The sequence below is a fragment of the Nitrospinota bacterium genome (genome assembly GCA_027619975.1).
Taxonomy (GTDB): Bacteria; Nitrospinota; Nitrospinia; order Nitrospinales; family VA-1; genus JADFGI01.
The window spans coordinates 1-23972 of the sequence record JAQCGX010000041.1; the positions used below are offsets into that span (position 1 = coordinate 1).

Annotated in this window: 21 protein-coding genes; 5 read left to right on the forward strand and 16 right to left on the reverse strand. The window is 47.0% G+C overall.

Annotated elements, in window-relative coordinates; all coding sequences use genetic code 11:
* The first annotated feature begins 564 nt into the window (after window positions 1-564).
* Both O3C58_12540 and O3C58_12545 read left to right on the forward strand, forming a co-directional pair.
* Window positions 565-1374, forward strand: a complete 810-nt coding sequence (locus tag O3C58_12540) for a tetratricopeptide repeat protein (protein ID MDA0692679.1) — start codon at window positions 565-567, stop codon at window positions 1372-1374.
* 94 nt (window positions 1375-1468) lie between these two features.
* Entirely contained in the window at window positions 1469-1915 is a 447-nt protein-coding gene (locus O3C58_12545) for a toxin-antitoxin system YwqK family antitoxin (protein MDA0692680.1), read from the forward strand.
* 163 nt (window positions 1916-2078) lie between these two features.
* On the opposite strand, the gene O3C58_12550 is transcribed toward O3C58_12545, so the two are convergent.
* From O3C58_12550 to O3C58_12595, 10 genes are all read right to left on the reverse strand, one after another.
* Window positions 2079-2282 carry a hypothetical protein gene (locus tag O3C58_12550; GenBank protein MDA0692681.1) on the reverse strand — a complete coding sequence of 68 codons (204 nt, stop codon included), beginning with the start codon at window positions 2280-2282 and terminating at the stop codon, window positions 2079-2081.
* A gap of 193 nt (window positions 2283-2475) precedes the next feature.
* A complete protein-coding gene (locus O3C58_12555; GenBank protein ID MDA0692682.1) occupies window positions 2476-3483 on the reverse strand; it encodes an NAD-dependent epimerase in 1008 nt (335 codons plus the stop codon).
* Window positions 3484-3570: 87 nt separating this feature from the next.
* Entirely contained in the window at window positions 3571-4710 is a 1140-nt protein-coding gene (locus tag O3C58_12560) for a DegT/DnrJ/EryC1/StrS family aminotransferase (protein MDA0692683.1), read from the reverse strand.
* A gap of 17 nt (window positions 4711-4727) precedes the next feature.
* Window positions 4728-6299 carry a Gfo/Idh/MocA family oxidoreductase gene (locus tag O3C58_12565; GenBank protein MDA0692684.1) on the reverse strand — a complete coding sequence of 524 codons (1572 nt, stop codon included), beginning with the start codon at window positions 6297-6299 and terminating at the stop codon, window positions 4728-4730.
* A 98-nt stretch (window positions 6300-6397) separates the two neighbouring features.
* The gene (locus O3C58_12570; protein MDA0692685.1) at window positions 6398-7705 is read right to left on the reverse strand and encodes a nucleotide sugar dehydrogenase; all 1308 of its coding nucleotides are present in this window, start codon (window positions 7703-7705) and stop codon (window positions 6398-6400) included.
* A 111-nt stretch (window positions 7706-7816) separates the two neighbouring features.
* Window positions 7817-8053: a hypothetical protein gene (locus O3C58_12575; GenBank protein ID MDA0692686.1), complete on the reverse strand. Its 237-nt coding sequence runs from the start codon at window positions 8051-8053 to the stop codon at window positions 7817-7819.
* A 286-nt stretch (window positions 8054-8339) separates the two neighbouring features.
* Entirely contained in the window at window positions 8340-9068 is a 729-nt protein-coding gene (locus O3C58_12580) for a hypothetical protein (GenBank protein MDA0692687.1), read from the reverse strand.
* Window positions 9069-9159: 91 nt separating this feature from the next.
* Entirely contained in the window at window positions 9160-10155 is a 996-nt protein-coding gene (locus O3C58_12585) for a GHMP kinase (GenBank protein ID MDA0692688.1), read from the reverse strand.
* A gap of 83 nt (window positions 10156-10238) precedes the next feature.
* Window positions 10239-10826: an ABC transporter substrate-binding protein gene (locus tag O3C58_12590; protein MDA0692689.1), complete on the reverse strand. Its 588-nt coding sequence runs from the start codon at window positions 10824-10826 to the stop codon at window positions 10239-10241.
* Between the two features lie 292 nt (window positions 10827-11118).
* Complete coding sequence (locus tag O3C58_12595) at window positions 11119-13626, reverse strand: MMPL family transporter (protein MDA0692690.1); 2508 nt, start codon at window positions 13624-13626, stop codon at window positions 11119-11121.
* Window positions 13627-14235: 609 nt separating this feature from the next.
* Here O3C58_12595 and O3C58_12600 point away from each other — a divergent pair.
* On the forward strand, window positions 14236-15180 hold the full coding sequence (locus O3C58_12600) for a DUF799 family lipoprotein (GenBank protein ID MDA0692691.1): 945 nt from the start codon (window positions 14236-14238) through the stop codon (window positions 15178-15180).
* Entirely contained in the window at window positions 15177-16370 is a 1194-nt protein-coding gene (locus O3C58_12605) for a DUF799 family lipoprotein (protein MDA0692692.1), read from the forward strand. The genes O3C58_12600 and O3C58_12605 overlap by 4 nt, the downstream gene beginning before the upstream one ends.
* Here the strand turns inward: O3C58_12605 and O3C58_12610 are convergent, their stop codons facing one another.
* From O3C58_12610 to O3C58_12630, 5 genes are all read right to left on the reverse strand, one after another.
* Window positions 16371-17513 (reverse strand): aminotransferase class V-fold PLP-dependent enzyme, encoded by a 1143-nt coding sequence (locus O3C58_12610; GenBank protein ID MDA0692693.1) that lies wholly within the window; start codon window positions 17511-17513, stop codon window positions 16371-16373.
* A gap of 110 nt (window positions 17514-17623) precedes the next feature.
* Complete coding sequence (dinB, locus tag O3C58_12615; protein MDA0692694.1) at window positions 17624-18877, reverse strand: DNA polymerase IV; 1254 nt, start codon at window positions 18875-18877, stop codon at window positions 17624-17626.
* A gap of 62 nt (window positions 18878-18939) precedes the next feature.
* Entirely contained in the window at window positions 18940-19389 is a 450-nt protein-coding gene (locus O3C58_12620; protein ID MDA0692695.1) for an OsmC family protein, read from the reverse strand.
* A gap of 25 nt (window positions 19390-19414) precedes the next feature.
* Entirely contained in the window at window positions 19415-20017 is a 603-nt protein-coding gene (gene lexA / locus O3C58_12625; protein MDA0692696.1) for a transcriptional repressor LexA, read from the reverse strand.
* Between the two features lie 395 nt (window positions 20018-20412).
* Complete coding sequence (locus tag O3C58_12630; protein MDA0692697.1) at window positions 20413-21354, reverse strand: DUF799 family lipoprotein; 942 nt, start codon at window positions 21352-21354, stop codon at window positions 20413-20415.
* Window positions 21355-21704: 350 nt separating this feature from the next.
* Here O3C58_12630 and O3C58_12635 point away from each other — a divergent pair, with 350 nt between their 5' ends.
* Window positions 21705-22820 (forward strand): metallophosphoesterase, encoded by a 1116-nt coding sequence (locus O3C58_12635; GenBank protein MDA0692698.1) that lies wholly within the window; start codon window positions 21705-21707, stop codon window positions 22818-22820.
* 79 nt (window positions 22821-22899) lie between these two features.
* Here O3C58_12635 and mdh read toward each other — a convergent pair whose 3' ends face one another.
* Entirely contained in the window at window positions 22900-23859 is a 960-nt protein-coding gene (gene mdh / locus O3C58_12640) for a malate dehydrogenase (protein ID MDA0692699.1), read from the reverse strand.
* Window positions 23860-23972 lie beyond the last annotated feature (113 nt).

Consider the following 23972-nt stretch of genomic DNA (forward strand, 5'->3'; position numbering starts at 1 on the left):
ATAAGGGAGCTTATTTACTCCTGATTTGGTTAATTTTAGCTTTGGCATCTCAAGACCTGTTGACGAGGTATTTATGTAGGCACTGTGTAGGCAGTGAGCTTAAAACAACTTACAACACCTACTTATTCTTGATGCCTAGTATAAGCCTTATTTTAATGGGATTCAAGGGGTAATGCAGGGAAGTGTAGGCAAATATAAAACAGCTTAAAAGACTAGACATTCGGACTTCTAATCCGTAGGTCGCTGGTTCGAATCCAGCCAGGCGCACTTATTTATCAATGACTTAACTATTTAAAAACTCTATTTTAGCCGTAGCACAGTGGTAGCACAGTCTTACACGCAACGATCTGTATATAAACCTCCTAGTCCGCAATTTTTCGATAGCACATAAGCAAGTCATTTTCGGCTGATTTAGATCGAAGTTTCGACTCTGATTTATGTGTTTCTGGAATAAATTCCACTTTATTGTCTATCTCTTCCTGAACAAACCAACTAATTGTTGACTAAGACACTTATCAACACTCACCACTTCATAAAATCTCCAAAATACGGTATTATTGCTCTATGAATACTAAATCACACAAACTCATACTCATTTTTGCATTTCTGCTTTTCTTTGGTTGTTCTCCTGTTTATGCGGATGACTATCAAGATGGATTGGATGCTTATTTGAAACAAGACTTCAAAACTGTATTTGAGAAGTGGAAGCCGTTGGCAGAACAGGGAGATGCTAACGCACAATACAACTTGGGTTATATGTATGCCAAAGGACAAGGAGTTCCACAAGACGACAAAGAAGCGGTCAAGTGGTATCGTCTTTCAGCGGAACAGGGATATGCTAAAGCACAATACAACTTGGGTCTTATGTATTCCAACGGACAAGGAGTGCCACAAGACGACAAAGAAGCGGTCAAGTGGTTTCGTCTTTCAGCAGAACAGGGAGATGCTATTGCACAATACAGCTTGGGTGTGATGTATGACAGAGGACGAGGAGTTACACAAGACTACAAAGAAGAGGTCAAGTGGTATCGTCTTTCAGCGGAACAGGGAAATGCTATAGCACAACTCAACTTGGGAACGATGTATTACAACGGACGAGGAGTTACACAAGACGACAAAGAAGCGGTCAAATGGTTTCGTCTTTCAGCGGAACAGGGAAAGGCTTCTGCACAATACAACTTGGGAACGATGTATTACAACGGACGAGGAGTTCCGCAAGACGACAAAGAAGCGGTCAAATGGTTTCGTCTTGCAGGTTCTAATGGAGATAAGGATGCCGTAAAAAATAGAGGTATAATTGAAAAGAGAATGACTCCACAACAAATAGAGAAAGCACAAGAAATGGCAAGAAATTGGAAACCGAAAACTAAGTAATCCACCAACGAAACCTCGCATCACCACTCACCACTTCATTAAATCTCCAAAATAAGATATAACCCGTTACTACTCTGCTTATTGGCAATCAACTATGAATGAAGAAGCAAAATCAGTTTCCAAGAACGACTTAAAACTTGATGGAAAAACCACTCTATTCCAAGGAGAACCTTTTAGTGGTGTTTGTATTGACTACTATCCGAACAAAAAGAAAGAGGCTGAGACACACTACAAGGATGGAAAATTAGATGGTCTTCGGACTTTTTGGTATGAAAAAGGACAGAAAAACTTTGAGGGACTTTATAAAGGTGGAAAACTAGATGGCCTACGAACTGATTGGTATGCAAACGGACAGAAAGAATATGAAGGCCATTACAAAGACGGGATGCCAGATGGTCTTTGGTCTTATTGGCATAGGAATGGGCAGAAAGAGTTGGAAGGATATTGCAAAGATGGAAAAAAAGAAGGACTGGTGACTGAATGGTCTAGAAAAGGAGAAAAAATATATGAAGGACATTACAAAGATGGCATCGAGCAATAGTTTCTTACTCTCTTCCCAAGTCTTTCCCCGAACAACCTCCATAAAAAACCAATAAAAAGCATTTTCCCGCTTGACAAAAAAGATACCAACATTAATTCAATGCGTTTGAAAAAATAAATTTGGCCAACGAACAGCGTTGCGCCATTTGATATCGACGAAGTCTTTAGTAAATAAAGTCTTCCCCTGTTGGATGATATTTAAAGGAGGGATACAATAATCCATCAGCCAGCGGAACCATTTTTCCACTTACGACGGGGATGACAGTATTGTTCGAGTTGATCGGTCCTCTAACGACACTGCTGACATTGGCCAAGGCGGGAGAAATTCCCTCCGGATAAACAAGAACAGCCCTGTCCCTTGAATGCATATTCTCTCCATCAGGATCAGATCAAATGGCAACTAAATCTGCATCCTTGCTCGCGAGTATCTCTTTAATTACATTTTTTAGCTCGCTTAAGTCCGCTGACTTCACAACGTAGGCATCGGAAACCCACACGCGAAAATCATCTTTATATCCCCCAAAAATGGAATTGTAACTTTAGGACTCCCGAAACCCTGTTTTATTTTTTGTAATAACTTCGGTACCACTCCACAAAGTTTTTAACCCCCATCTCTACATTGAATTTCGGTTTGTAGTCGAAATCTTTTATAAGGCCAGAAACATCGGCATGGGATTTGTGAAAATCACCGGGTTGAAAGGGCATGAGATTTAATTCAGCCTTCATCCCCAGATTCTTTTCGATTTCCTTAATAAAGTCCATCAATTGGACCGGCGAATTGGAGCCGATATTATACAAGCTATATGGAGCGGGCGACGACGCCGGCCCAGGCTTGGTTCCGTCCCAATTAGGATCGGGTTCGGCAACTTTCATGACCACGCGCACCACGCCTTCGACAATGTCATCGACATAGGTGAAGTCCCGCACCATGTCGCCACGGTTGAATACGTCGATGGGTTTGCCTTCCAGAATATTTTTGGTAAAAATGAATAACGCCATGTCGGGGCGACCCCACGGGCCATATACCGTGAAGAACCGTAACCCCGTCACTGGCAATTGAAAGAGATGGGCGTAAGAATGGGCCATCAATTCATTGTCTTTTTTGGTGGCGCCATAAAGAGAGACGGGGTGGTTGACGCAATCGTCGACCGAAAACGGATACTTCGTGTTCAACCCATAAACGGAGCTGGTGGAGGCATACACCAAGTGCTCCACCTTATTGTGACGGCATCCTTCCAGAATATTCAAGGTCCCTATGACATTGCTTTGAATATAAGCATGCGGGTGGTCCAATGAATACCTGACGCCGGCCTGGGCTCCCAGATGAATGACGCGCTGGGGTTGTTCTTTTTTGAAAAGACTGGCCACCGCCTGGTTATCCGCCAGATCGTCTCTGTATAATTTAAATTTTTCAAACTTGTTCAATAAGTCCAAACGGGAATTTTTCAATTCCACTGAATAGTAGTCATTGACGTTATCCAGGCCGATGATTTCATGACCTTCCTCCAGGAGTCGTTTGGAGGTGTGATAACCGATAAAACCCGCGGCCCCTGTCACAAGAATTTTCATAAAGGATTTACTCTCAAGGTATGGATGATTTACATTCAGTTTAATGGTAGTTTCCGCCAGCGGCCCACCCGATTTTTACCCTTGTTCTCAACGCTTGAAAAAGGATTGGATCTGTTGAACAACATATGCCTGCTGCTCCGGCTCCAGGCCGGGGTAAATGGGCAAAGCCAATGTGCTCTTTGCAGCCCGTTCGGACTCAGGAAAACTTCCCTCCTTATGTCCAAGATAAAGAAAGCACTGTTGCAGATGCAGGGGTAAAGGATAATACACTTCCGTCGCCACTCCTCTTTCACTTAGATACTCCCGTAAAGCATCGCGATCCGCCACGCGGATAACATATTGATTGTAGGTGTGGTGATTCAAAACCCCCGAGTCGGCATAAACGGCTTCGGGACATTGCACCTCTTGGGTTTCGGTCAAACCATTTTCTTTAAACAGCGTGTCATAGCGGAGGGCATTTTGCCGCCGCTTTTGGTTCCACCCTTCCAGATGCGGGAACTTGACGTTCAAGACCGCCGCCTGGAGTGCATCCAGACGAAAATTTCCGCCAACGAGTTGATGGTAATATTTTGGCTGGCTGCCATGCACTCTCAACATGCGCACCCGGTCATTCATTTCGGAATGATTGGTGACCACCATTCCCCCGTCGCCAAAACATCCCAGGTTCTTCGTCGGAAAGAAGGAAAAACACCCCAGATCCCCCATGTTTCCCGCCTTACGTCCATCACTATATTGCGCCCCGATGGCCTGGGCGGCATCTTCAATCACGTAAAGATCGTGCTTTTCAGCAAGGCTCAACAGCGCTTCGCTGTCCGCGCATTGCCCATAGAGGTGGACGGGAATAATGGCCTTGGTCCTTGGGGTTATCTTCTCTTCAATTTTTGCGGGGTCAATATTATAGGTGACCGGATCGATGTCGACAAAAACCGGCTTGGCGCCCAACCGGGTGATGGAACCGACCGTCGCAAAAAAGGTGTAGGGCGTGGTGATGACTTCATCGCCAGGGCCCAACCCTATTGCCATCAAGGAAACCAATAAGGCATCGGTCCCTGATGAAACCCCTATGGCAAATCGGGTTTCGCAGTATTCCGCAACCTGGCCTTCAAGCTTGGTCACTTCGGGGCCGAGTATGAAAGCGTTGCTCTCCACAACCCGTGACATCGCCTGCACGATTTCATCGTGGAGCGGTTGGTGTTGACGATTCAAGTCCAGTAAAGGTACATTCATGAAATTATGATTGCCGGTCAAGTAGCCGGAGTGAGGGGTTGAATTTTATTGTCCTTCAAAATATAACGTTTCTCGCAAACAGAGCAAACAGGCTCGGTATTTTTTTCTTCCAGCCGTTCTCCGCATTCGCACATCCAGCCGGTGGTTCTGGCCGGATTCCCGAAAACCAGGGCGTAATCGGGAACATCGCTTGTGACCACGGAACCGGCTCCGATGAAGGCAAATTTGCCGATGGTGTTCCCGCAAATGATGGTGGCATTCGCACCGATGGATGCTCCCCTCCGAATGATCGTGGTTTTGAATTCATTTTTTCTCGGAATGGCGCTGCGCGGGTTGATCACATTGGTAAAAACACAGGACGGACCGCAGAACACATCATCTTCAAGGACCACGCCTTCATAGACGGACACATTATTTTGAATTTTGACATTATTTCCAATAAGTCCGTTCGGACCAATGACAACATTTTGCCCGATGCTGGCGTGATTGCCGATTTTGGAACCTTTAAGGATGTGGGAGTAGTGCCAGATTTTCGTGCCTTTGCCGATGGAACATCTCTCATCCACATAACTGGACTCGTGAACAAAATAATCCTGATCGTTCTCCTGCGCCATCGAGCCCCCCATGCTGGATTGGGCCCGCTGTAAAACTTTTAAAACCCGGATTCCTTCTTTTCCGTCTGTGATAACGGGTTTCCCATGAATACCATCCAAAAAAGCCTGACATTCGGCTAATAGAGGTTCCTTCCAATCAGGCGCTAAATCGATAAAAATGCCTTCTTTTTTTTCCGGAACGGGCATGTTGCCCTGCCAGAGAATGGTGTGCGGGTAAACGGTCAACTTTTCTTCCCTGGGAGCCATGTCATCGAAAACAACCATCTTCCGGTCCCCAATCACCACCAGCTTCTGCTCTTTAAATGGATGGAGCCAGGAAACAAACACGTGTGCTGAAACCCCACAGGGAAATTTCAAATGGGTCAATGTCGTATCGGTGATCTTGGGATGCAGGATAGACGATCCGAATGCTTTCACCGAATAGGGCTCTTCATTCACCAGGGAAAGAATCAGGGAGATATCATGCGGCGCAAAAGACCAGAGAATATTCTCCTCTTTCCTGAATTTCCCCAAATTGAGCCGATTGGAGTATATGTATTGTAATTTCCCCAGCTCTCCCTTGCCAATCATTTCGTTTATTTTGAGAACGGCAGGATGATAATGAAGGATATGACCGACAAAAAGAACCTTGCCGGTTTTTTCCGCCAAATCACTGAGTTCGCGGCCTTCCTTTTCCGTCAAGGCCAGGGGCTTTTCAACAAAAACATGTTTATTCGCCAGCAAGGCATCCTTGACCATGGAATAATCCATGGCCGCAGGCGTGGCAATGACGATGCCCTCAATATCCGTTCGGATCACCGTATCTGTGAACGAGGAGGAAATTTCTATGTCCGGGTATTCTTCCTTCTTGACTCTTAAAATCTCTTCCGAAGGGTCACAGATTACCTTAAGGACCCCAAGCTGATTGAGAGCCCTGGCGAGATTTTTCCCCCAATAGCCGGCTCCAACCAGCGCAACGTTCAAATTTTTGGACAAATTGGATCTCCGATTGATTTGAGCCTGTTGCGGGTTCCTGCACAATTCAGGTTAGACGACAACGGTAAGCCCCAAAGAAGGAATGGGGCGATGGGTCATCAGGCTTTGATGATTTTATCCGACTCAATTTTTCCGCAGGCATTCCTGGTATCAACAACGATTGTAGACCGTTCGACGATGTCCTGATAATCATAACTGGAATGGTCGGTCAAGATAACTGTCATATCGTATTGTGGTAAATCGTCCAGAGACACGCTCTTTTTCCCAACAAACTGATTATATTCCCGTTTCGGCCCGAGGACAACAGGAACATAGGGATCGTTAAAGTCCACATGAGCGCCGTAGCCTTCCAGAAGTTCCATGATTTTGAAGCTCGGAGACTCTCGGTCGTCGTCGATATTTTTCTTATAGGCCATTCCCAGGATGAGGATTCGGCTGCCTTTCAAACTCTTCCCGACATTGTTCAGTGCCCACAATATTTTCTGCAAAACATATTCCGGCATGGAAACATTAATTTCACCGGCAAGTTCTATAAAACGCGTAGGGGCTTCAAATTCTCTAGCCTTCCAGGTCAGATAAAAAGGATCTATGGGAATGCAATGCCCTCCCAGGCCAGGCCCAGGATAAAAAGGCATGAATCCAAAGGGTTTGGTGCTGGAGGCTTCTATAACTTCCCAGACATCAATGCCCATTTTATCAAAAATGATCTTGAGTTCATTGACCAGAGCGATGTTGACAGAACGGAAAATATTTTCCATCAGCTTGGACGCTTCCGCCGCTTTGGTCCCGGATACGGGAACGGTTTTATTGATGATGGATAGATACAGGATATTAGCTGCTTCCAAACTCTCAGGGTGATCCGCCCCGATCACTTTGGGGATAGTCGCAGTAGAAAACTGCTTATTGTTAGGGTCCTCCCTCTCCGGGGAATAGGCTACAAAAAAATCCTGGTTCGCCTTAAGGCCGCTTCCTTTTTCCAATTCGGGAACCAAAACATCCTGGGTAGTCCCAGGGTAGGTCGTGGACTCCAAAACGATCAATTGATCTTTCCTTAAGTACGGAGAAATTGCCTGAGCGGTTTTTACGATATAGCTCATATCGGGTTCCCGGTTTTGATTGAGGGGTGTGGGAACGCAAATGAGCAGGCAGTCACAATCAGAGGCCCTGGAAAAATCGGTGGTTGCTTCAAACCTCCCGGATTGCATCATTTTTGCAATGCCTTCGCTGGGAATATGACGAATATAACTCTCCCCTTTGGATAAATGATCAACCTTTTTTTGGTCTATATCCAGGCCCATCACCATAAATCCAGCCTTGCCAAATTCCTGCACCAGAGGCAAGCCGACATATCCCAAACCTACCACTCCCACACAAGCCGACCGTTCTTTTATTTTTTGAATAAGCAAGATGAAGCTCCAGTTTAAGGAGTTTTTTTTAGTATTGTCTAAATAAAGGCAGGGTTTCGTAATAAATAGCAGGAATTGGGGGTAAAAGTTACCTCTCTCGGGGAAGCTTAATTAACCCATTAGAGGGTTGAAAGAAACATAAGGCACTCTCTTTTGAATCAACAAGCATCCCTCTCTTTGCGGAATGGCTTCAGAAGTCAATTTTCTCTTAAATATCAAAACTTCCGAACTATCGTCGCCCCCATTGGGAACAAACACCCAACCATGAATCTCCAAATTTTTTATTTTAGTTTTGATATCCCCCTGGCGTAGTGTCGGCATATCCAGAAACCAATATTCCCATTCCATCAAAAGTCCTCTTAAACAATTCTTATCATTAATACAATTGGATTCACACTTTGTGCCAAAAATAAGAGACCATAAAATAAGGAGTTACACTTTCAGAAAACCCTGTTTCCAACAAAAATTTGTTTTTTTTCATACAGTTGCATAAAAAAATGTAACTTTTACCCCAACCAAGAGCGGTGTAAATCTACAGGAAGGACTATAAATTCGGAAACCTGGATGAATTATTTCACCGAGCAAGAAACACTCTTTTGGGAAGGGACTATAACACTTCCCAGGGAACCGGACTCTACGGGGCGCGAGACGTAGATTTTCTTTTCTTTTTAACCAATGCGAGAATGCTGGTCATATGGTCATAGCCCATCTGGTCCTTGGTAACCGCAAAAGCTTCCTGCGCCTGGGAAAAATTTTCCTCCGCCAAAAGGAAATTTTTTATTTTCCAATGATAATAACCAATCTCCTCATAAACCTTTGCCAGGTCCCGGTTCGGGGAAACATTTTTAACCGCCTGGCCCGATTTCTGGTACCACTCACCTGCCGTATCAAATTGTTCAAGATCCACATAAAGGTCTCCAACCTGTTGCATGGATCTTGCCTTGCCGGTGGGGTCCTGGTTTTGCGTATGATAATCCACAGCCTTTAAATAACTGGATTCTGCGTTTTCGACATTATGGGAAAATTTATAGAGATCGCCCAACGATTCATAGGTTTTAGCGACTTTATGAAGATCCTTTCGCGACTCGTAAATGGCAATGGCCTGGAGGTAATTTTTGACGCCTTCCTCAAATTCATGAAAAAAATAATTTTCCGATGCCTGCTGGATGAACCGGTCCGCCTCGTCTTCTGCGTCTATTTGGGGTTTGTAGAAATTGCTGTTCTCATCGGCTGCGCCGTTGCGAGACAATGCGGAGTCATCTTCTGGGATATTAAATTTGTTGAAGCCTATCGAAACCCCTACCAAAAGAAGAAGGGAAAGTATCAGAATGGATTTGGTCTTATCCGGGAATGAGTTTGACATTGGCAGACGGACCTCCTGGCGAGACAAGATCGCGGTTATTATACTCGATACAGAGCCGCCCAATATCTGAAACAGAAAGAGAATTCTATAGTCAAAAAGTTTGCACCCTCAACCCGCGGCTCACAAACCGAAAATCGAGTACCCGGGCGCCCAGTTTACTTAACGCTCCCTGCACTTGTTCCTTGCGGTCTACTTTGACAAAAAACGCCACGCACCCCCCGCCTCCCGCGCCGCATACCTTGGCCGCCAACGCGCCACTTCTCATTGCAGAACGAATGAGACGGTCCATCTCAGGCGTACTGATTCCGGGAGCCAGAGCCTTACGAGCTTTCCATTCCGCCGCAAATACAGGCGCCAATCGTTCCAGGGGGTCATTAAATATAACATTTTCCATGTCCAGGGCCGCCTGACTGATTTTTTTCAGATGGTTGATTGTTTTCTTTTTTCCATCCAATGCATCTTTCACGACTTCCCAATTGTTGATCCCCGATTGCCGGGGTTTTCCGGTATAGCAAAGTACGAATCGTTGCGTCATTTCATCAAGAGGCCTGGGTATGCGTTTGAACTCTACCCCTAAAACCCCTGGCCTGACTGCAAGCGCCCCTCCGTAAAGGGCCGGAAAATAATCCTGCCAGCCCGCGGGCGCGGAAATGACCTGGGTTTCAATGTTTCTGGCAATTTCAATCAACTGGCTTTTCAGATAGCGGTGTCCAACTAAGGTATTTAGGGCTCCGTGCAGGGCGATGTTTAACGCAGAAGAACCTCCAATCCCCGATCCGGCGGGAGCCTGGCAGTCCGTGGTTATCTCTAATCCCATTTTTGGGGAATAAAATTTTACGGTCTTCAGGATGAGGTCCAGAGCATGCCCTTCGGGGATGGCGTTTACGGAGGGAAAATCACCCTTTAAATTCAAATCCTTTGATTGGACAACAATCCGCTTATCCCGGCGGGGTTTGATTTCAACGGTCGCGTAAAGGTTAATGGCGGCGTTGACGGTGGGAGGATTCCCAAAGAAAAGATGAAGGGGCCAGATATCCAGAGTGCCCCCGGCAAGATCGATTCTGGTGGGAGCCGAACTTCTTATCATGGATTTGAATTTTGCAAATGGGAAAAGGGTGTAGGAAGCTCCGGCTCTCGAAACTCCCTATTAATCACTATAATCAAACCGAATTACAGTTCCTCGGATTTGGACTTTCCATTATTAGCTTCGATTTCCTGAATTTTATCCGATAGCTTTTTCACCAAAACCTCATAGGAGTCTTTGCGGATAATTTTGGCGAACTGGGAGCGGTAATTGCGGATCATGCTCACCCCTTCAATGACAAAGTCATACACCATCCATTCGCCATCATTCCTGATTAATTTATAATCGACGTTAATAGTACCGTCTTTCCGGACAATTTCCGTCTTCACCAGCGCGTAATCGCCTTTAATGACTTCATCGACATAGTTGATTTTTTCATCGCTGTAGGATTCAATTTTGCTGGCATAGGAATTTTCCAGGAGCCGCTTGAATAAATCCTGAAATTCTTTTTGTTCCTGTGGCGTCCTGCTCTTCCAATCTTCTGCCAACGACCGCATGACCATCTGATTAAAGTTAAAACGCTTGCCGATGGCCTCGCGGATTTTTTGCCTGCGTATTGATACCTGGGTTTTCAGACTCTCATTGGTCACAATATTAATGACTTCATCAATGGTGGTCCTTACACTTTTGGTAATCTCGGAAGCAAACACGGACTGGGAAAAAAACAACAACATTACTATGCAACCAATTGCTGTAAAACCAATCTTAAAGTGTCCTTTTACCATGGAGATTTTCCTTTTCAAAAATAGTTTTAAATTGAAGAACCACAACTTAGCAAATATATTCTCACGGATCAAGCTTTCCCAGCCAATGTCACATAAAGCGCTTTGACTGTTGCTCACCTGATTTTCTTTCTTAATCCCAGCTTAACAAAAAAGCAGTTCACACCTTATCTTTTATTAGGCCAGTTATTCTCTGTCAAAGCTTCATGAAAAAGCAGGATAACAGTTCATTAAACACTCTCTGTCAGGCCACCTTTAACTCAGGACCCAGAGGTTTGAACATAACGATTAATAATGGCAACAATATCAAGTCTCCCAGCAAAGCCAGAACCATTGCCAACCCGGTCAGCAAACCGAAATTTATAGTGGGAATGAAGTTCGACAGGGTCAGAATGGAAAAACCAACCGTTATCGTGATGGATGTGTAATACATGGCTCTGCCAATGCTTCCATGACAGCGAAGAACCCCGTCAACGTATTTCGGATCCGCGGCGAACTCGCTTTGAAACCTGTGGATGTAGTGAATGGTGTCGTCGACGGCGATGCCGATGGTGATGGAGGCGATGGTGATGGTCATCATATCCAGCGGAATGTCCAACCATCCCATCAACCCTAAGACCACCAACGATGAAAAGATGTTTGGGATCATCGCCAACAGCGCCAGGTAAAAACGGCGAAACAAAATGAAAAACATAAAAAGGATCGCCAAAAACACCAATCCCAGAGTCAGGATCTGTGACCGGTAAAGGCTTTGAAGCATGTTGTTGTATAGCACGGTCATTCCGGTGAAACGAATTCTTTCCTCAGAAATTTTCATTTCATCAACCAGAAACTGTTTTATCTTTGCAATCAATTCGGTCCGGTTGAGTTTAGGATCGGTTTCTTCAATACGCAGGCTGACACGAATCTGGTTGGCGTCTGCGGATAAATACGGATCTAGAAAGCTTTTTTTAGGCTCCTCAGGAAAAAGCTTGCGGTATAGCGTCAGGTCGTAATCATCCGGAACCTTGTCGCCGCTCAGAGACCGAACCACCTTCAAGGTTGTGGCAATGGAAAGGACTTTCCCGATCGCCGGAAGGGCTTCCAGATAGTCGTGTATTTTTTCGACCTCAAGCAGTTTGTCCGGGTGAAACCAGTAGTTTTCCTCCACCTCATCTTCCAATTCCCGGAAGGGGTCATCAAAGGTATCTTTCTTACCCTTTTGCTGTTCCAGCTCCTTTAGATACACAAAAAAATCCTGGTCCGCCTCGATGATGATGTCCAGAGGCGTGGTGCCTCCAAGCTTTGTATCGATGACGCTCAACCCCTGGTAAATTTCGGTACTGGTTTTAAAATAGTCAATGAACCGGTTGTCTACACGCAGCTTGAAAATTCCCATAACACAAATCAAGATGAGGACGGTTGTAAGAACAAGAATTTTGTTTTTATGACCGAGAGAGAACATCGCAACGGCATGGGTCAGATGCTTGGTGGCATCGTGGTTCGATACCGATCCCTTGGGGCTCATCAAGCTCAGGAACGAAGGAAAAATGATAAACGCCAGGACAAACCCCAGGGAAATACCCATGGTCATGATCCAGCCAAAATCGATCACGGGCCGGATGCCACTGATCACCAGGGAGGTAAAAGCCACCACAGTCGTGATCGAGGTATAAAAACAGGGTTGGAACATGAGCCGAAGGGTCTCGCGAACCAGGCTGTACTGATCCAGCCCTGGATTCTCGGCGTACAATTCTCCGTACCGGACGATCAGGTGAATCGTCAAGGAGAGGGTGATGATGATCACTATGGAAATAAAGTTGGAAGAAATGACAGTTATCCGCCAGTCCAGCCAACCCAAAGTTCCTACCACCAGCCAAACGGCAGCCGCACAGCAAAGCAAAGGCAGGGTCACCCAGCGTTTACTTCTAAAAAAGAGCCACATCACGAGGATCATGAGCAATAAGACACCGATGCCGAATACGGAAATATCGTTGGCAATGAAACTCATCATATCCGAGGTGATCATGGTCACGCCGCCCAGGAAAATTTTCGCCCGGTCGCGGTATTTGTCCAGGATGGCTCGCACCTGGGCAATTTCCAGATCCTGAAGATCATTTAACTCGGCAAGATATTGTTTAAATTCCAGCGAAACCTGTTTCAGAGTTTTTTCTTCTTCAGCGGTGAGATGCCCCGGGTTGCGTTTTTTTTCCCTGAGGTCGTTTCTCTTTTCGAGAAGGGAAAAGTATTTTTCATCGCGCTTGTATTTGGCGAGAATGGCCGTGGTTTTACCGTCTTCACTGGCAAGGAGTTTTCGATAGATCGGGCTTTCCGTAAACTCCTTCAGGGCCAACTCTTTATCGACACCGGGAGTTTCGATAGTCCGGGTGCTTTCGCCCAACTCGGAAATTCGGACCTTGGGGCTTTCGAGCAAAGGCACGGTTAAAATACTGACCACTGAATCCATTCTTGCAAGTTCAGAGAGGTCTTTTTTCAATCCCCTAAGACCCTCAAGGGATCTTTCAGAGAGTAAGTCGTCTAAAGGGGTATAAGTGATGACAAGGAAGTCGTCGCTTCCATAAATTTTGTTGGTGGCCCGGAAATAGCGAAGATCGTCATCGTTTTCCAGCACCAGAGAATCCGCGGAAGCATCCAGTTTGAAATCACGCGCATGGAGGCCAAAAACAATCATCAACAGGGCAATAACCACAAGCCAGGTTCGAGGATTGCTCAATACCACCTTTTCATAGATGCGAAATAGCCGTGAGCCCATGGGTCAAAGGGAGGAGTATGTTTTAAAAAGGCACATAACGGGTCACCAATGTCATGCAAACAAAAAACGGGAATTCAGATTGAAAAATTCGACCTCGTCGGATCCCTTAATCCGCTCGAATCTGTCACACGGGGAGGCCGGATATGAACGAGGGACAAAGAGATACTCAAGGGAAGCTATTTGCTCTACAAAATGCGGAATATCAACGGAAAGTTGATGGCAACAAAATTTGCCGGGCAGATAAAACCATAAATTCGCCACATTATCACCTTCCTGCCGACCCTTCTGAAAATCCCTCAAAAACCCATAAACGCAAGGATCTCAGCCCAAAAAAACACAAAAAACCAAAGCGAACGGAAACTACCATGATTTGCCAGTTTGGTCAACAGATATTGCCCAAACCCAAAAATCATAAATTATTGATTTATTTAATTTAACTTAATTAAAGTCTGCAAGCCAATTTCCAAAGACTGCAAACAGACACAATGCAACCTGGTATTATCTCCCGCTTAAATTTCATTGCGATTTCTTTTTAACAATCCCCTTGGAAATACCACCCGTTTAGGTGTAATATATAAAACATCAATAAGTTACAGGTTCTAAAAACCCATGCATAATTTCCCCAAACGTGTATTGACGGTGATGATCTGTTGCCTGGTTCTGGTGAGTTGCGCATCACCTCAGGTTCAGGTGAGCAAATATTTTGAAAATAAAACCGCTTCTCCGAAAACGGTGGCTATCCTTCCTTTCACCATGGAAAAAAATGTCAATGAAGAGGAGTCTCCAAACGTCATTTTCCGGGATGTGTTTTTTAACAACTTCAGCTTTCTGGGATACAACGACATGCCACTGGATGAAGTGGACCAGAAACTTCACCATGCGGGAGTCCCGATAGAAGACGCGGCAAAATTAAGGCATCACGAACTTAAAAGGATCCTGGGAGTCGATGCGGTGATTCGCGGCCACCTGCTGGAAGTCAACAACTTCACAGCCGGTTTTCATGCCGAAACATTGATACACGCCAAACTGGAAATGCTGGATCTCAAAACCGGGAACTCCCTGTGGGAAGTCGATCACACGGAAAGATCCTACTCCGGAATCGCCAGCCCCACCATTGTCGACATCATTCAGGAGCAGGTGGCAAACGCTAAAGTCAAACAGGCGTATTATAAGAACGCTGAAATGTTTTGCCAGCAGATTCTTTCGCAGATCCCCGACCCCGCCGCGGATCGGGTTGGGGAAGTGAAACTACCGATGATCTCCAGCATAGAAACAAATGTCAAAGCCGACCAGAAACTGAAAATTTCCGACAGTATTTACGTGAGTATGCGCGGACAAGCGGGTTTACAGGCAACTTTCGACATTGGTAGCTGGCGCACCAGTATCCCCATGCAAGAGATATCACCGGGCCTTTATACGGGAACCTATGTGGTTAAGAACGGAGACCAGGTATTGAGTGCATTTATTATTGGTACCTTGAAGGACCCAAAAGGACTCGCCAGTAAAAAGTATTACAAAACTGCCCTTGCAACCATTGGAAAGTCAGAGAAATGAAACCAAGAAAATTCAACATGAAACAATCTTCATGGGCTGTAAGAGGGTTAATTCTGGCAATCCTGGGGTTCAGCTTGTCCGCCTGTACCACCGATCTGCAAACCAAGGTGTCCGGCAACCTCAATCTACTTTCTCATAAGCAAACCATAGCCATATTACCCATGGAAGTGGTGGATAAATCGCAACGGGAAGCGGCCAACATGTTCCGGCGCACCCTTTATGCCAACTTGCAAGAATCGGACTTCAATCTGTTGGAACCTTACCTGGTCGATGGTCTGCTCAAAAAAAATGGTCTGAACCACCCTGAAAAATACCTGCAGTTGAATCCCATGCATCTAGGCGAAATTTTGGGTGTCGATGCGGTGCTCATCAGCCGGGTCAACAAAATACAGCGTGCCTATTTGGTCCTGCATTCCTCCATAGAACTCAGCGTCTCGTTGCAAATGGTGGACACGCGGACCGGCGAAATTCTCTGGCGAGCCGAACAGACCGAAACGGATTCCCAGGGATTGTGGAAAATTCCTACAGGGATAACAGCCGCCGTCCTGTCCCCCATCTATTTTGTGACCAATAAACTCAATCTCAACCGGCTCACATCCAGGATGGTTAACAAACTGACCGCCGCCATCAAACACCCTTTCCAAAAAGAAAAGGAAGAAACATTTGAACAGCCGGTGATCACCGCCGCCGCGCGCCGCGATATTCTCCGGTTGGAAAACGCCGAAATAGTGAAAGCCAAGTGGGCTCAAAAAGAACTGGACGAATCCGAAGGGCCTGCTATTGCCTCCGCCAACCTGTTCCCCATTCCACCGGTGACGATCTCCGCCGGTTACCGATCCACGAGGCAAGTCGCCTCCCAAATACCGGAACCTGAAATTCAAAAAGTCTCTATCCTGACCAGTAAAACGATTGCATCCGAACCTTTGAAATTAACCCAAACATCCCCTTTTCTTTTCACCATTCAAGTGGGGGCCTACAAGACCAGGGCCTTTGCTGAAAAAATGATCCACTCCCTGGCCGACAAGGGATATCAGGCGTTCATCACCCTGCTCCCCACCAAGGAAAAATCTCTTATGTATCGGGTTCAGGTCGAAAAGTTTCAAGACAAAAACCAAGCTCACCAGCTCGCCCAAAAACTTGAGCGCAACGAAAACCTGAAAAATTTCGTCACCTCGTTGAACCCAGGGTGATCAGGATTGACCTCTGAACCGGTCCAATAGATCAAAGAAACGATCGATCTCGCTTTCCCTGTTGTAGAAATGCGGAGAGAGGCGAACCATCCCATTCCGCACGGTGAGAGACACCTGGTTGTCCGCCGCATAATCCGAGAACTTTTCAAGATCCATTTCGCAATTAAAAGAAATGCTTCCCGACCGCTCTTCAGGAATCACCGAGTTTAAAATTTTAAAATTCCGCCGCTGAAGCCCCTCGATAATCCTGTCGCCAAGACTCATAACGCGCCGCTCAATATTATCGACACCCACTTCGTGAAACAGGGAAAGCGCAGCGCCAAAAGCCATGATGCTCATGGTGTTGAAACTTCCCTCCTCGAATCGCTGGGCATCGGGCCGTAACGTAAAATCATAGTTCATGAAATCATAGGCGTTGATCACACTGTTCCAGCCGACCACCGCCGGGTGGATTTTTTCCATCGCCTTGGCAGAAATATAAAATCCCCCCAGTCCCTCGACGCTTAATAGCCACTTGTGTCCGTCAGCGGCGAGAAAGTCGATGTGATCGCGCTTGACATCCATCGGCAAAACTCCCAGGCTTTGAATGGCGTCCACACAAAAGAGAATTCCCTTTTCCTTGCAAAAGGTTCCAATGCGGTTGAGATCGTTTCTGAAGCCGCTGTTGCATTCGACGGAACTGACCGAGAGGATGCGTGTGCGAGAATCAACACGGGCCACCAGATCGTCAAACAAAACCCGCCCGTCGATTGCGGGAACGAACCGGGTTTCCACCCCCAGTCGCTTGAGGTTCCACCACGGATACACATTGGCGGGAAACTCAATGTCGGGAATCACCACGTTGTCCCCCGGCTTCCAATCCAACCCGTTGGCCACAATTGAAATTCCCTCCGATGTATTTTTGACGAACGCCACTTCACTCACATCGGCATGAATCAACCGGGCAAAACTCGCCCGGACAGACTCCACCTTCGCCATCCAGTCTGAATAATTTACGGTCCCGAATAAACTCGTATCCTCGACAAACGCGTTCACCGCCTGCCGCACCCTGTTGGGCAGTGGCGACACTTTTGCGTGATCAAAAAAAATCCGGTTCTCAGTGATCGGAAATTCTTCTTTAAGATTCATTGTTTCCAAATTCATAAATGCCTTCCATTTTTTATTCAGTCGTTTTGTCTGCCAGTGGTTTGAGGACCATCAACTATCAGCAAAACTTTGTAAATACGCTCAAAGTCTCTTAATGGCCAACCCGGTTATGACAAACCGCCCCTGCGGCTAGCAGCCCGCAGTATAGAGCGAAATCCGTATTTGTTTCTTATGCGATCGATTCCCTTGTAGAGAGAGTCCTGCTGTTCACGCGTCACCTCCTGAAACAGATCGGTTTGCGTGCAAACGTTTCGGGAAAGAGAAGAAAGGCAGACCCCGATCAAACGCACACGCGTGTGACGGGTGAACTGTTTTCTGAACAGAGCCAAACAAGCTTGATAGATCACATGATCTTCAGCAGTGAGTTCAGATAGGGCGTGGGACCGGGTCACGGTTTTAAAGTCCGAGGTACGCAGTTTCAAGGTCACCGAGCGGGCATAAAGTTCAGACTCGCGCAACTGCGCCGCCGCCTTCTCCACCAGATAACTGAGCGTGGACTCCAGAAACCGGGCGTCCATCGAATCGGTTGCCAGCGTGGTTTCGCGGCTGATCGACCGGCTGTCTGCCGCCTCCCCCACAACCGGACTGAGGCAAATCCCTCGGGCTTTCAGATAAAGCCCGGCCCCCCATTTGCCGTGCACCTGTTCAAGCAGTTCCCTGGGAAGCGCCGCCAGGTCACCAACGGTCTGGACCCCCATGCGCCTGAACCGTTCTCCGCTTTTTGGCCCCACACCGGGAATGCGACCCACCGGCAGCGGTCTCAGGAACCTTCCTTCTTTACCGGGTGCGATCCAGAGAATACCGTTGGGCTTGACGAAACCGGATGCCACCTTGGCCAGCAGTTTGTTGGAAGCGATGCCGATCGAAGCGTTGATTCCTATTTCTCTTTTGATCTCATTTTTAATTCTTTCAGCGGTCGACAGAACCGGGCCGTGCAGTTTCTCGCATCCGGTGAGATCGACATAGGCTTCGTCCAGAGACATCGGCTCGACCAAGGGGGAATACTTATCCAAAAGGGCAAAAATGCGCCTGGAAAACTCGCCGTAAACCCCATGCGACCCGCGCAAAAAAATAGCATGCGGACACAACCTGCGCGCCTGGGCCAGTGGCATGGCGGAATGAATTCCATACTTGCGCGCCGCATAAGACGCCGCCGCCACCACTCCCCGCCGGGCCACGCCCGGTGGAAAAGGGGGCAAAGCATCCCCGCCTTGTGAACTTTTTTGACCATCGGATTTAGGCACGTCTGCACTCTGGCCCACCACCACCGGTTTGCCCACAAGCGACGGGTCCCGCACTTCTTCCACGGACACAAAAAACGCGTCCATATCCACTTGCAGAATTTCACGGTTTTGAATCAAGATTAACCCTCCATAAAAATATTCATTGCGACATCGCAAGCTAACCAAGACAGCAAATGACTCTAACGCGGTTCGACCGCAACTTCCGTGAGTATGGAGTTCGCAATAAAGCACGCACCGTGCGCCTTTTGGTGCAGCGCTTCAACTTCCTCCTGGGTCGGCGTTTCATCTTTCCCCCACGCCACTTTGGGCCGAAGGATTATACGCGTGACCGCCAGCTTGCCGTTCTCATTTTTTTCCAGGAACCCCACCGCATCATCCTCGTAACTTGTCACGGTCAAACGTTTCTTAGCAGAAATAGCCAGGAAGGTGAGCATGTGACAACTGGACAAAGCCCCAACAAAACCTTCTTCTGGATCGACACAATCGGGATTGCCCATAAAGGCAGGCGCTGAAGACGCTTTGATTTCCGCCCCGTTATCGAAGGTCCATAGGTGATCCCGGTTAAAAGTTTCATAAACAAAATCTTCTGAACTGTTCACCCAACTCACTCGCACACGATGTTCTGACATTTCTTCTCCTTATTTGTGAGTCCCGTTACTTGAATTTCCGCATCACCCCGATCACCACGCCCTGAATTTTAAAATCACCCTCTTTAACAATGATTGGCTCCATTTCCAGGTTGGCGGGTTGCAGACGCACCTGGCCCTTTTCCCGGTAAAACCGTTTCAAGGTCGCCTTTTCGTTGTCCAACAAGGCCACCACAGTTTCCCCGTTTTCCGCCCATTCCCTTCTCTCCACAATGACATAATCGCCGTCACGGATATGATCTTCGATCATCGAATCGCCTTTGACCCTCAGCACAAAGACATCCTTATCCGCCGCATCGGGCATGAGGGCAACCACCTCCTGGTTTTCCAGAACCTCGATCGGTTTTCCCGCCACAATATCGCCTAGTAAAACGTATTCTCTGGACAAGACATTTTCCGTCTCCTGGACAATCTCTATGGCGCGGCTCAGATTATGTTGTTTACGGATCAGGCCCTTGGCTTGCAGATGGGTCAAGTGTTTGTGCACCGTCGCCGGAGAATTGAGGTTGAACTGTTTGCCTATTTCCATGATGCTCGGCGCATACCCTTTGCTACAAATGTGATCTTTCAGGTATTGGTAAATCTCTTGCTGACGTTTGGTCAGATGCATACGGCCTATCCTCGTTTTCTTTTAAGCAGGCTTCCCTTTCTGAATGGGAAACCGGGGGAATTTTTCTTCGAGTATAGGCGAAAATTAAACGAAAATCAAGCCTGCCACGCAGGCTGGGGGCAGGTCGATAATTTGTATCCTGATGTTTTGCAAAGGGGTGAAAAACTTGAAGGGAAAATTAAGTTCAGCGGAAGAGGAAACTACACTCGGTTTTACTTAAGGGCATCTCTAAAAATAGACTAAATGTTCCTAATCGTTAATTTAAGGAGATGGCTTTGTTTTAGTGGGACAGGCTTTCTAGCCTGTCCGCACGGGCTAGAAAGCCCGTGCCACCGATATAAGAAATCTTGTGCAATGTTCGATTTCCCGTAATGAACTAATTTTTAGAGGTGTCCTTAAAATGAAATCGAAGGGTCCTTCACTTTCTGACCAATGACCTTTTGCGACTGTGGGATAAGGCCGCCAGATTTTTCCCCGGCATTCACCTGCCTGGAAACCGTAACAGGTTCCTGCTGAATAATTTCGTAAGGAATCTGTTTTTTCAAATCACCCTTCAAAATATCAGCGGACGGGGAATTTTTGCTATTATCGGAAGATTCAGCCCCAACAACTCGAGCCCAGTAAACCTTCTGGTTTTCTTCTCTCTTTCCCCCGTTGTTCCACGCAGTGGCGATCTTCGGCTCGTTGAAGGTTATTTCAGGGTTCGCCTCGTTGGGGTACTTCACTATGGAAGTCAGTTTATCGACCAGGCTCGTGGTCAATTCATTCATCATCAGCTTGCTGGTCACCAGATAAATGGGAGCAATCACCGCTGACACCATCCCTGTTGGAATTTTTGCGATGCCCTGTATGTTCGACTCGGTCTGTTCCGCCACCCATAAAATTTCGCCGGTGCGGGTATCGATCATTTCAACTGAAACGCTGATCTCAATGGAAGAATGAATCAGAAAATAGGTTTTCTGGATTCGATTGATCCGGCTCAATAAGACAGCATCGACCCCAAGAACTTCGCCAAACTTCATGGGATCCAATTCTCCATATTTGGCAGGGTCCATCAAATCGTGATTTTTTAGCTGTCCATCGACAATATAATGCTCCAGAACCTTAAAGGAGGATTGCCTCAAATTGGCATGCAGGTTTTGCCTGAACATCGTGGCCATTTCCATTTGTTCATCACTCTGAACCTCTACAGGAAGAATCGCCACCGTTTGCAAGGAAGATAACTTGCCCAGATTCCCCGAAACCCGGGTTTGCAAATTGTTGGTGCATGCGGAAAACCCGACCGCCAAAACTAAAACCAACAATACCTTCACTACCTTGAGATCGATCAGAAGCATATTCTTCATCCTTGCATTCCAGGTTATATTCCGAATTCGCTCCCTCCTAAAAAGGGAGATGCCCCAAACTTGAACTGTTGAGTAATTCCTGTATGAATGTGCAGATAATATGCCAAAAACGGATAATATTTATCATTTCGAACAACAGGCAATTTAACAAAGAAATTATTCGTATAAATTTACTCAATAAAAGAATTATGTTTAAAATTTCATCCACCATAAAAATAATGTGTGATTTTTATCACAACAACTTCTCCAAGTAAGAACGTATGCAAAGGTCTTTTATTAGTTTCGATTACATAAACTGGGATAATATAATGGTTTTGAGCAATTCAACTTAAGGAACCGTCGTGAAAAGAACCGGTGACTATTGGCTGGGGGCCTTGATATTTTGGGCGATTGTGGGGCTGGCGACTGCCGGTTGGGCAGGTGAAATTCCCTCTAAAACCGCACCAAAGGATGACAAATTACGAGTTGGCATCGTAGGAGATACCGGAATCGGGGAGCGAGCCTTCCATTGGGGTTTCCTGGCGGTCCAAAAAGCCCTGCGGGAATCCCGCCCGGATGTCTTGTTGCATTTGGGAGATTTCGTCTATCAGCCCAAACTTCAACCGCAATCCTGTCCTGAAAAATACATCCGGGAAATTCGTGAAACTCTCGTCGAACCGTACCCTTTTCGCTTATTCGTTCCCGGAGACAACGACCTCCCTTCCCACTTGAGAAAGCCCAAAGCGTCCGGTTGCTGGAGCCAGATCGACCCTTTGGACACCCCGTTTGATGAAGTCGGACCCGATGAAGATCCCGCCCGCTTTGAAGGCACGAAAACTATCGGCAACACCTTTTTTGCCATTCTAAATACCTATCCCTGGCAAGATCCCACCGGCTGGCTGGCTCCCAAAATAGAAGCCGCAAGGGAGAACGGTCTGTGGATCATCCTGGCCCTGCACGAGCCTGCAATCACCACCGCCTGGTACCTCGACAAGCGGGACACGGTATTAAAGCAGGTGAACGCCCTGAAGCCGGATCTGGTGTTTTCAGGGAACCAGCATTCCTACGAGCGGTTTCATCCTTTGGGAATACCGGAGAAGGGAGAGAGTTTACCGGTGAAAAAATCGGAAGCGTCCCGATACCAAAGGGGAGAGGGAACGATTCACATCATTTCAGGCGGCGGCGGCGCCACCTTCAAGCCATTCGCCGATCAGGAGGGATATAAAGACCGCACCGCACCGGAAGATGTGTTTGACGCATTGGCGAACCGGGCGCTGATGAATCATTATCTTATTCTGGAGGTTTCCGCAAAGGTTCTGAAAGGCGCCACTTACCGCGTGTGTCCCGGAACCGATCCGACGGGCAAGTCGGACCCGCGCTGGAAACCGCAAAATTCCATGTGGGAGGGTATTACTCTGGAATGCGAGGGGAAACCGGAGGGGGTTGCTGAATTTGATCGATTTGCGATTGTTAAGTAAAAAGGGCTAAAAAAAACAAAACCCCCATCCTTCATGAAAAACCATGAAAGACGGGGGGGGGAATTTACCGCAAAGCAGTTTATCCTTCTTCACATTTTTTGAGCAAGGCGTCCACTTCGTCGCAGGTCTTTTTGACCTCTTCCGCAGACTTGTTCAATTGAGCAGTTTCTTCTTCGGTGAGCGTCAACTCAATGATTTTTTCCATTCCGTTGATGCCCATTTTGACTGGAACACCAAAAAAGATCCCGTTCCAGCCATACTCACCCTCCAAATAGGCGGTGCAGGGGAGAATCCGCCTTTTATCCAGAAGAATCGCTTCGATCATTTTGACCACCGAAGCGCCAGGAGCCATAAACGCACTTCCATTTTTCAGCAACCCGACAATCTCAGCGCCGCCCTTCCGGGTCCTGTCAACCAGTCGATCGATTTGCTCCTGATTCATCAACTCGGTGATCGGAATTCCCGATACAGTCGTGTAGCGCGGCAGAGGAACCATGGAGTCTCCATGCCCCCCCATCACCATGGCATCCACATCCACCAGCGAGCAATTGAGTTCCAGAGAGACAAATGTCCGCAACCGGGCAGCATCCAGCACGCCAGCCATGCCAATGATTCTGGTTTTCGGCAGATTGGATACCTTCTTGGCAAGATAAACCATCGCATCCAGAGGGTTGGAGACCAAAATGATAATCGGATTTCGGGAGTACTTCATGATTTCTTCCGTCACCGACTTGACGATTTTGCCGTTTATTGCCAGAAGCTCTTCCCTGCTTTGCCCCGGTTTTCTGGGAAGCCCGGCTGTGATCACCACGATATCGGAATCCGCCGTATCCTGATAATCATTCGTACCGAGAACCAAGCTGTCAAAAGCCTGTAAACAACCCGACTCCTGAAGGTCCAGAGCTTTTCCTTGCGGAACCCCATCGACAATATCAATGAGAACAACGTTTCCAAGGTTCTGGTAAGCAACCAACTGGGCAACGGTTGTACCCACCTGCCCGGCTCCGACCACCGTGATTTTTTTCCGCGTTGACTTCATAAGCTACACTCTCGTGAGGTTTTTTTTAAATTTGACCAATGGCTCAAGCCCGAAGATGTTCTGTGTTTTAATCGGGGTTCGTTTTCCTCTCGATCAATTTGCCAGGCTGTCCA

Bases quoted from the DNA above. Each gene is read 5' to 3' on its own strand.
- O3C58_12620 (MDA0692695.1), bottom strand. From the start codon at position 19,389: ATGTCAGAACATCGTGTGCGAGTGAGTTGGGTGAACAGTTCAGAAGAT.
- O3C58_12585 (MDA0692688.1), bottom strand. From the start codon at position 10,155: ATGATAAGAAGTTCGGCTCCCACCAGAATCGATCTTGCCGGGGGCACT.
- O3C58_12550 (MDA0692681.1), bottom strand. From the start codon at position 2,282: ATGCATTCAAGGGACAGGGCTGTTCTTGTTTATCCGGAGGGAATTTCT.
- O3C58_12555 (MDA0692682.1), bottom strand. From the start codon at position 3,483: ATGAAAATTCTTGTGACAGGGGCCGCGGGTTTTATCGGTTATCACACC.
- lexA (MDA0692696.1), bottom strand. From the start codon at position 20,017: ATGCATCTGACCAAACGTCAGCAAGAGATTTACCAATACCTGAAAGAT.
- O3C58_12560 (MDA0692683.1), bottom strand. From the start codon at position 4,710: ATGAATGTACCTTTACTGGACTTGAATCGTCAACACCAACCGCTCCAC.
- O3C58_12545 (MDA0692680.1), top strand. From the start codon at position 1,469: ATGAATGAAGAAGCAAAATCAGTTTCCAAGAACGACTTAAAACTTGAT.
- O3C58_12590 (MDA0692689.1), bottom strand. From the start codon at position 10,826: ATGTTGTTGTTTTTTTCCCAGTCCGTGTTTGCTTCCGAGATTACCAAA.
- O3C58_12610 (MDA0692693.1), bottom strand. From the start codon at position 17,513: ATGAATTTGGAAACAATGAATCTTAAAGAAGAATTTCCGATCACTGAG.
- O3C58_12600 (MDA0692691.1), top strand. From the start codon at position 14,236: ATGCATAATTTCCCCAAACGTGTATTGACGGTGATGATCTGTTGCCTG.
- O3C58_12595 (MDA0692690.1), bottom strand. From the start codon at position 13,626: ATGGGCTCACGGCTATTTCGCATCTATGAAAAGGTGGTATTGAGCAAT.
- O3C58_12575 (MDA0692686.1), bottom strand. From the start codon at position 8,053: ATGGAATGGGAATATTGGTTTCTGGATATGCCGACACTACGCCAGGGG.
- O3C58_12630 (MDA0692697.1), bottom strand. From the start codon at position 21,354: ATGCTTCTGATCGATCTCAAGGTAGTGAAGGTATTGTTGGTTTTAGTT.
- O3C58_12605 (MDA0692692.1), top strand. From the start codon at position 15,177: ATGAAACCAAGAAAATTCAACATGAAACAATCTTCATGGGCTGTAAGA.
- O3C58_12580 (MDA0692687.1), bottom strand. From the start codon at position 9,068: ATGTCAAACTCATTCCCGGATAAGACCAAATCCATTCTGATACTTTCC.
- mdh (MDA0692699.1), bottom strand. From the start codon at position 23,859: ATGAAGTCAACGCGGAAAAAAATCACGGTGGTCGGAGCCGGGCAGGTG.
- O3C58_12540 (MDA0692679.1), top strand. From the start codon at position 565: ATGAATACTAAATCACACAAACTCATACTCATTTTTGCATTTCTGCTT.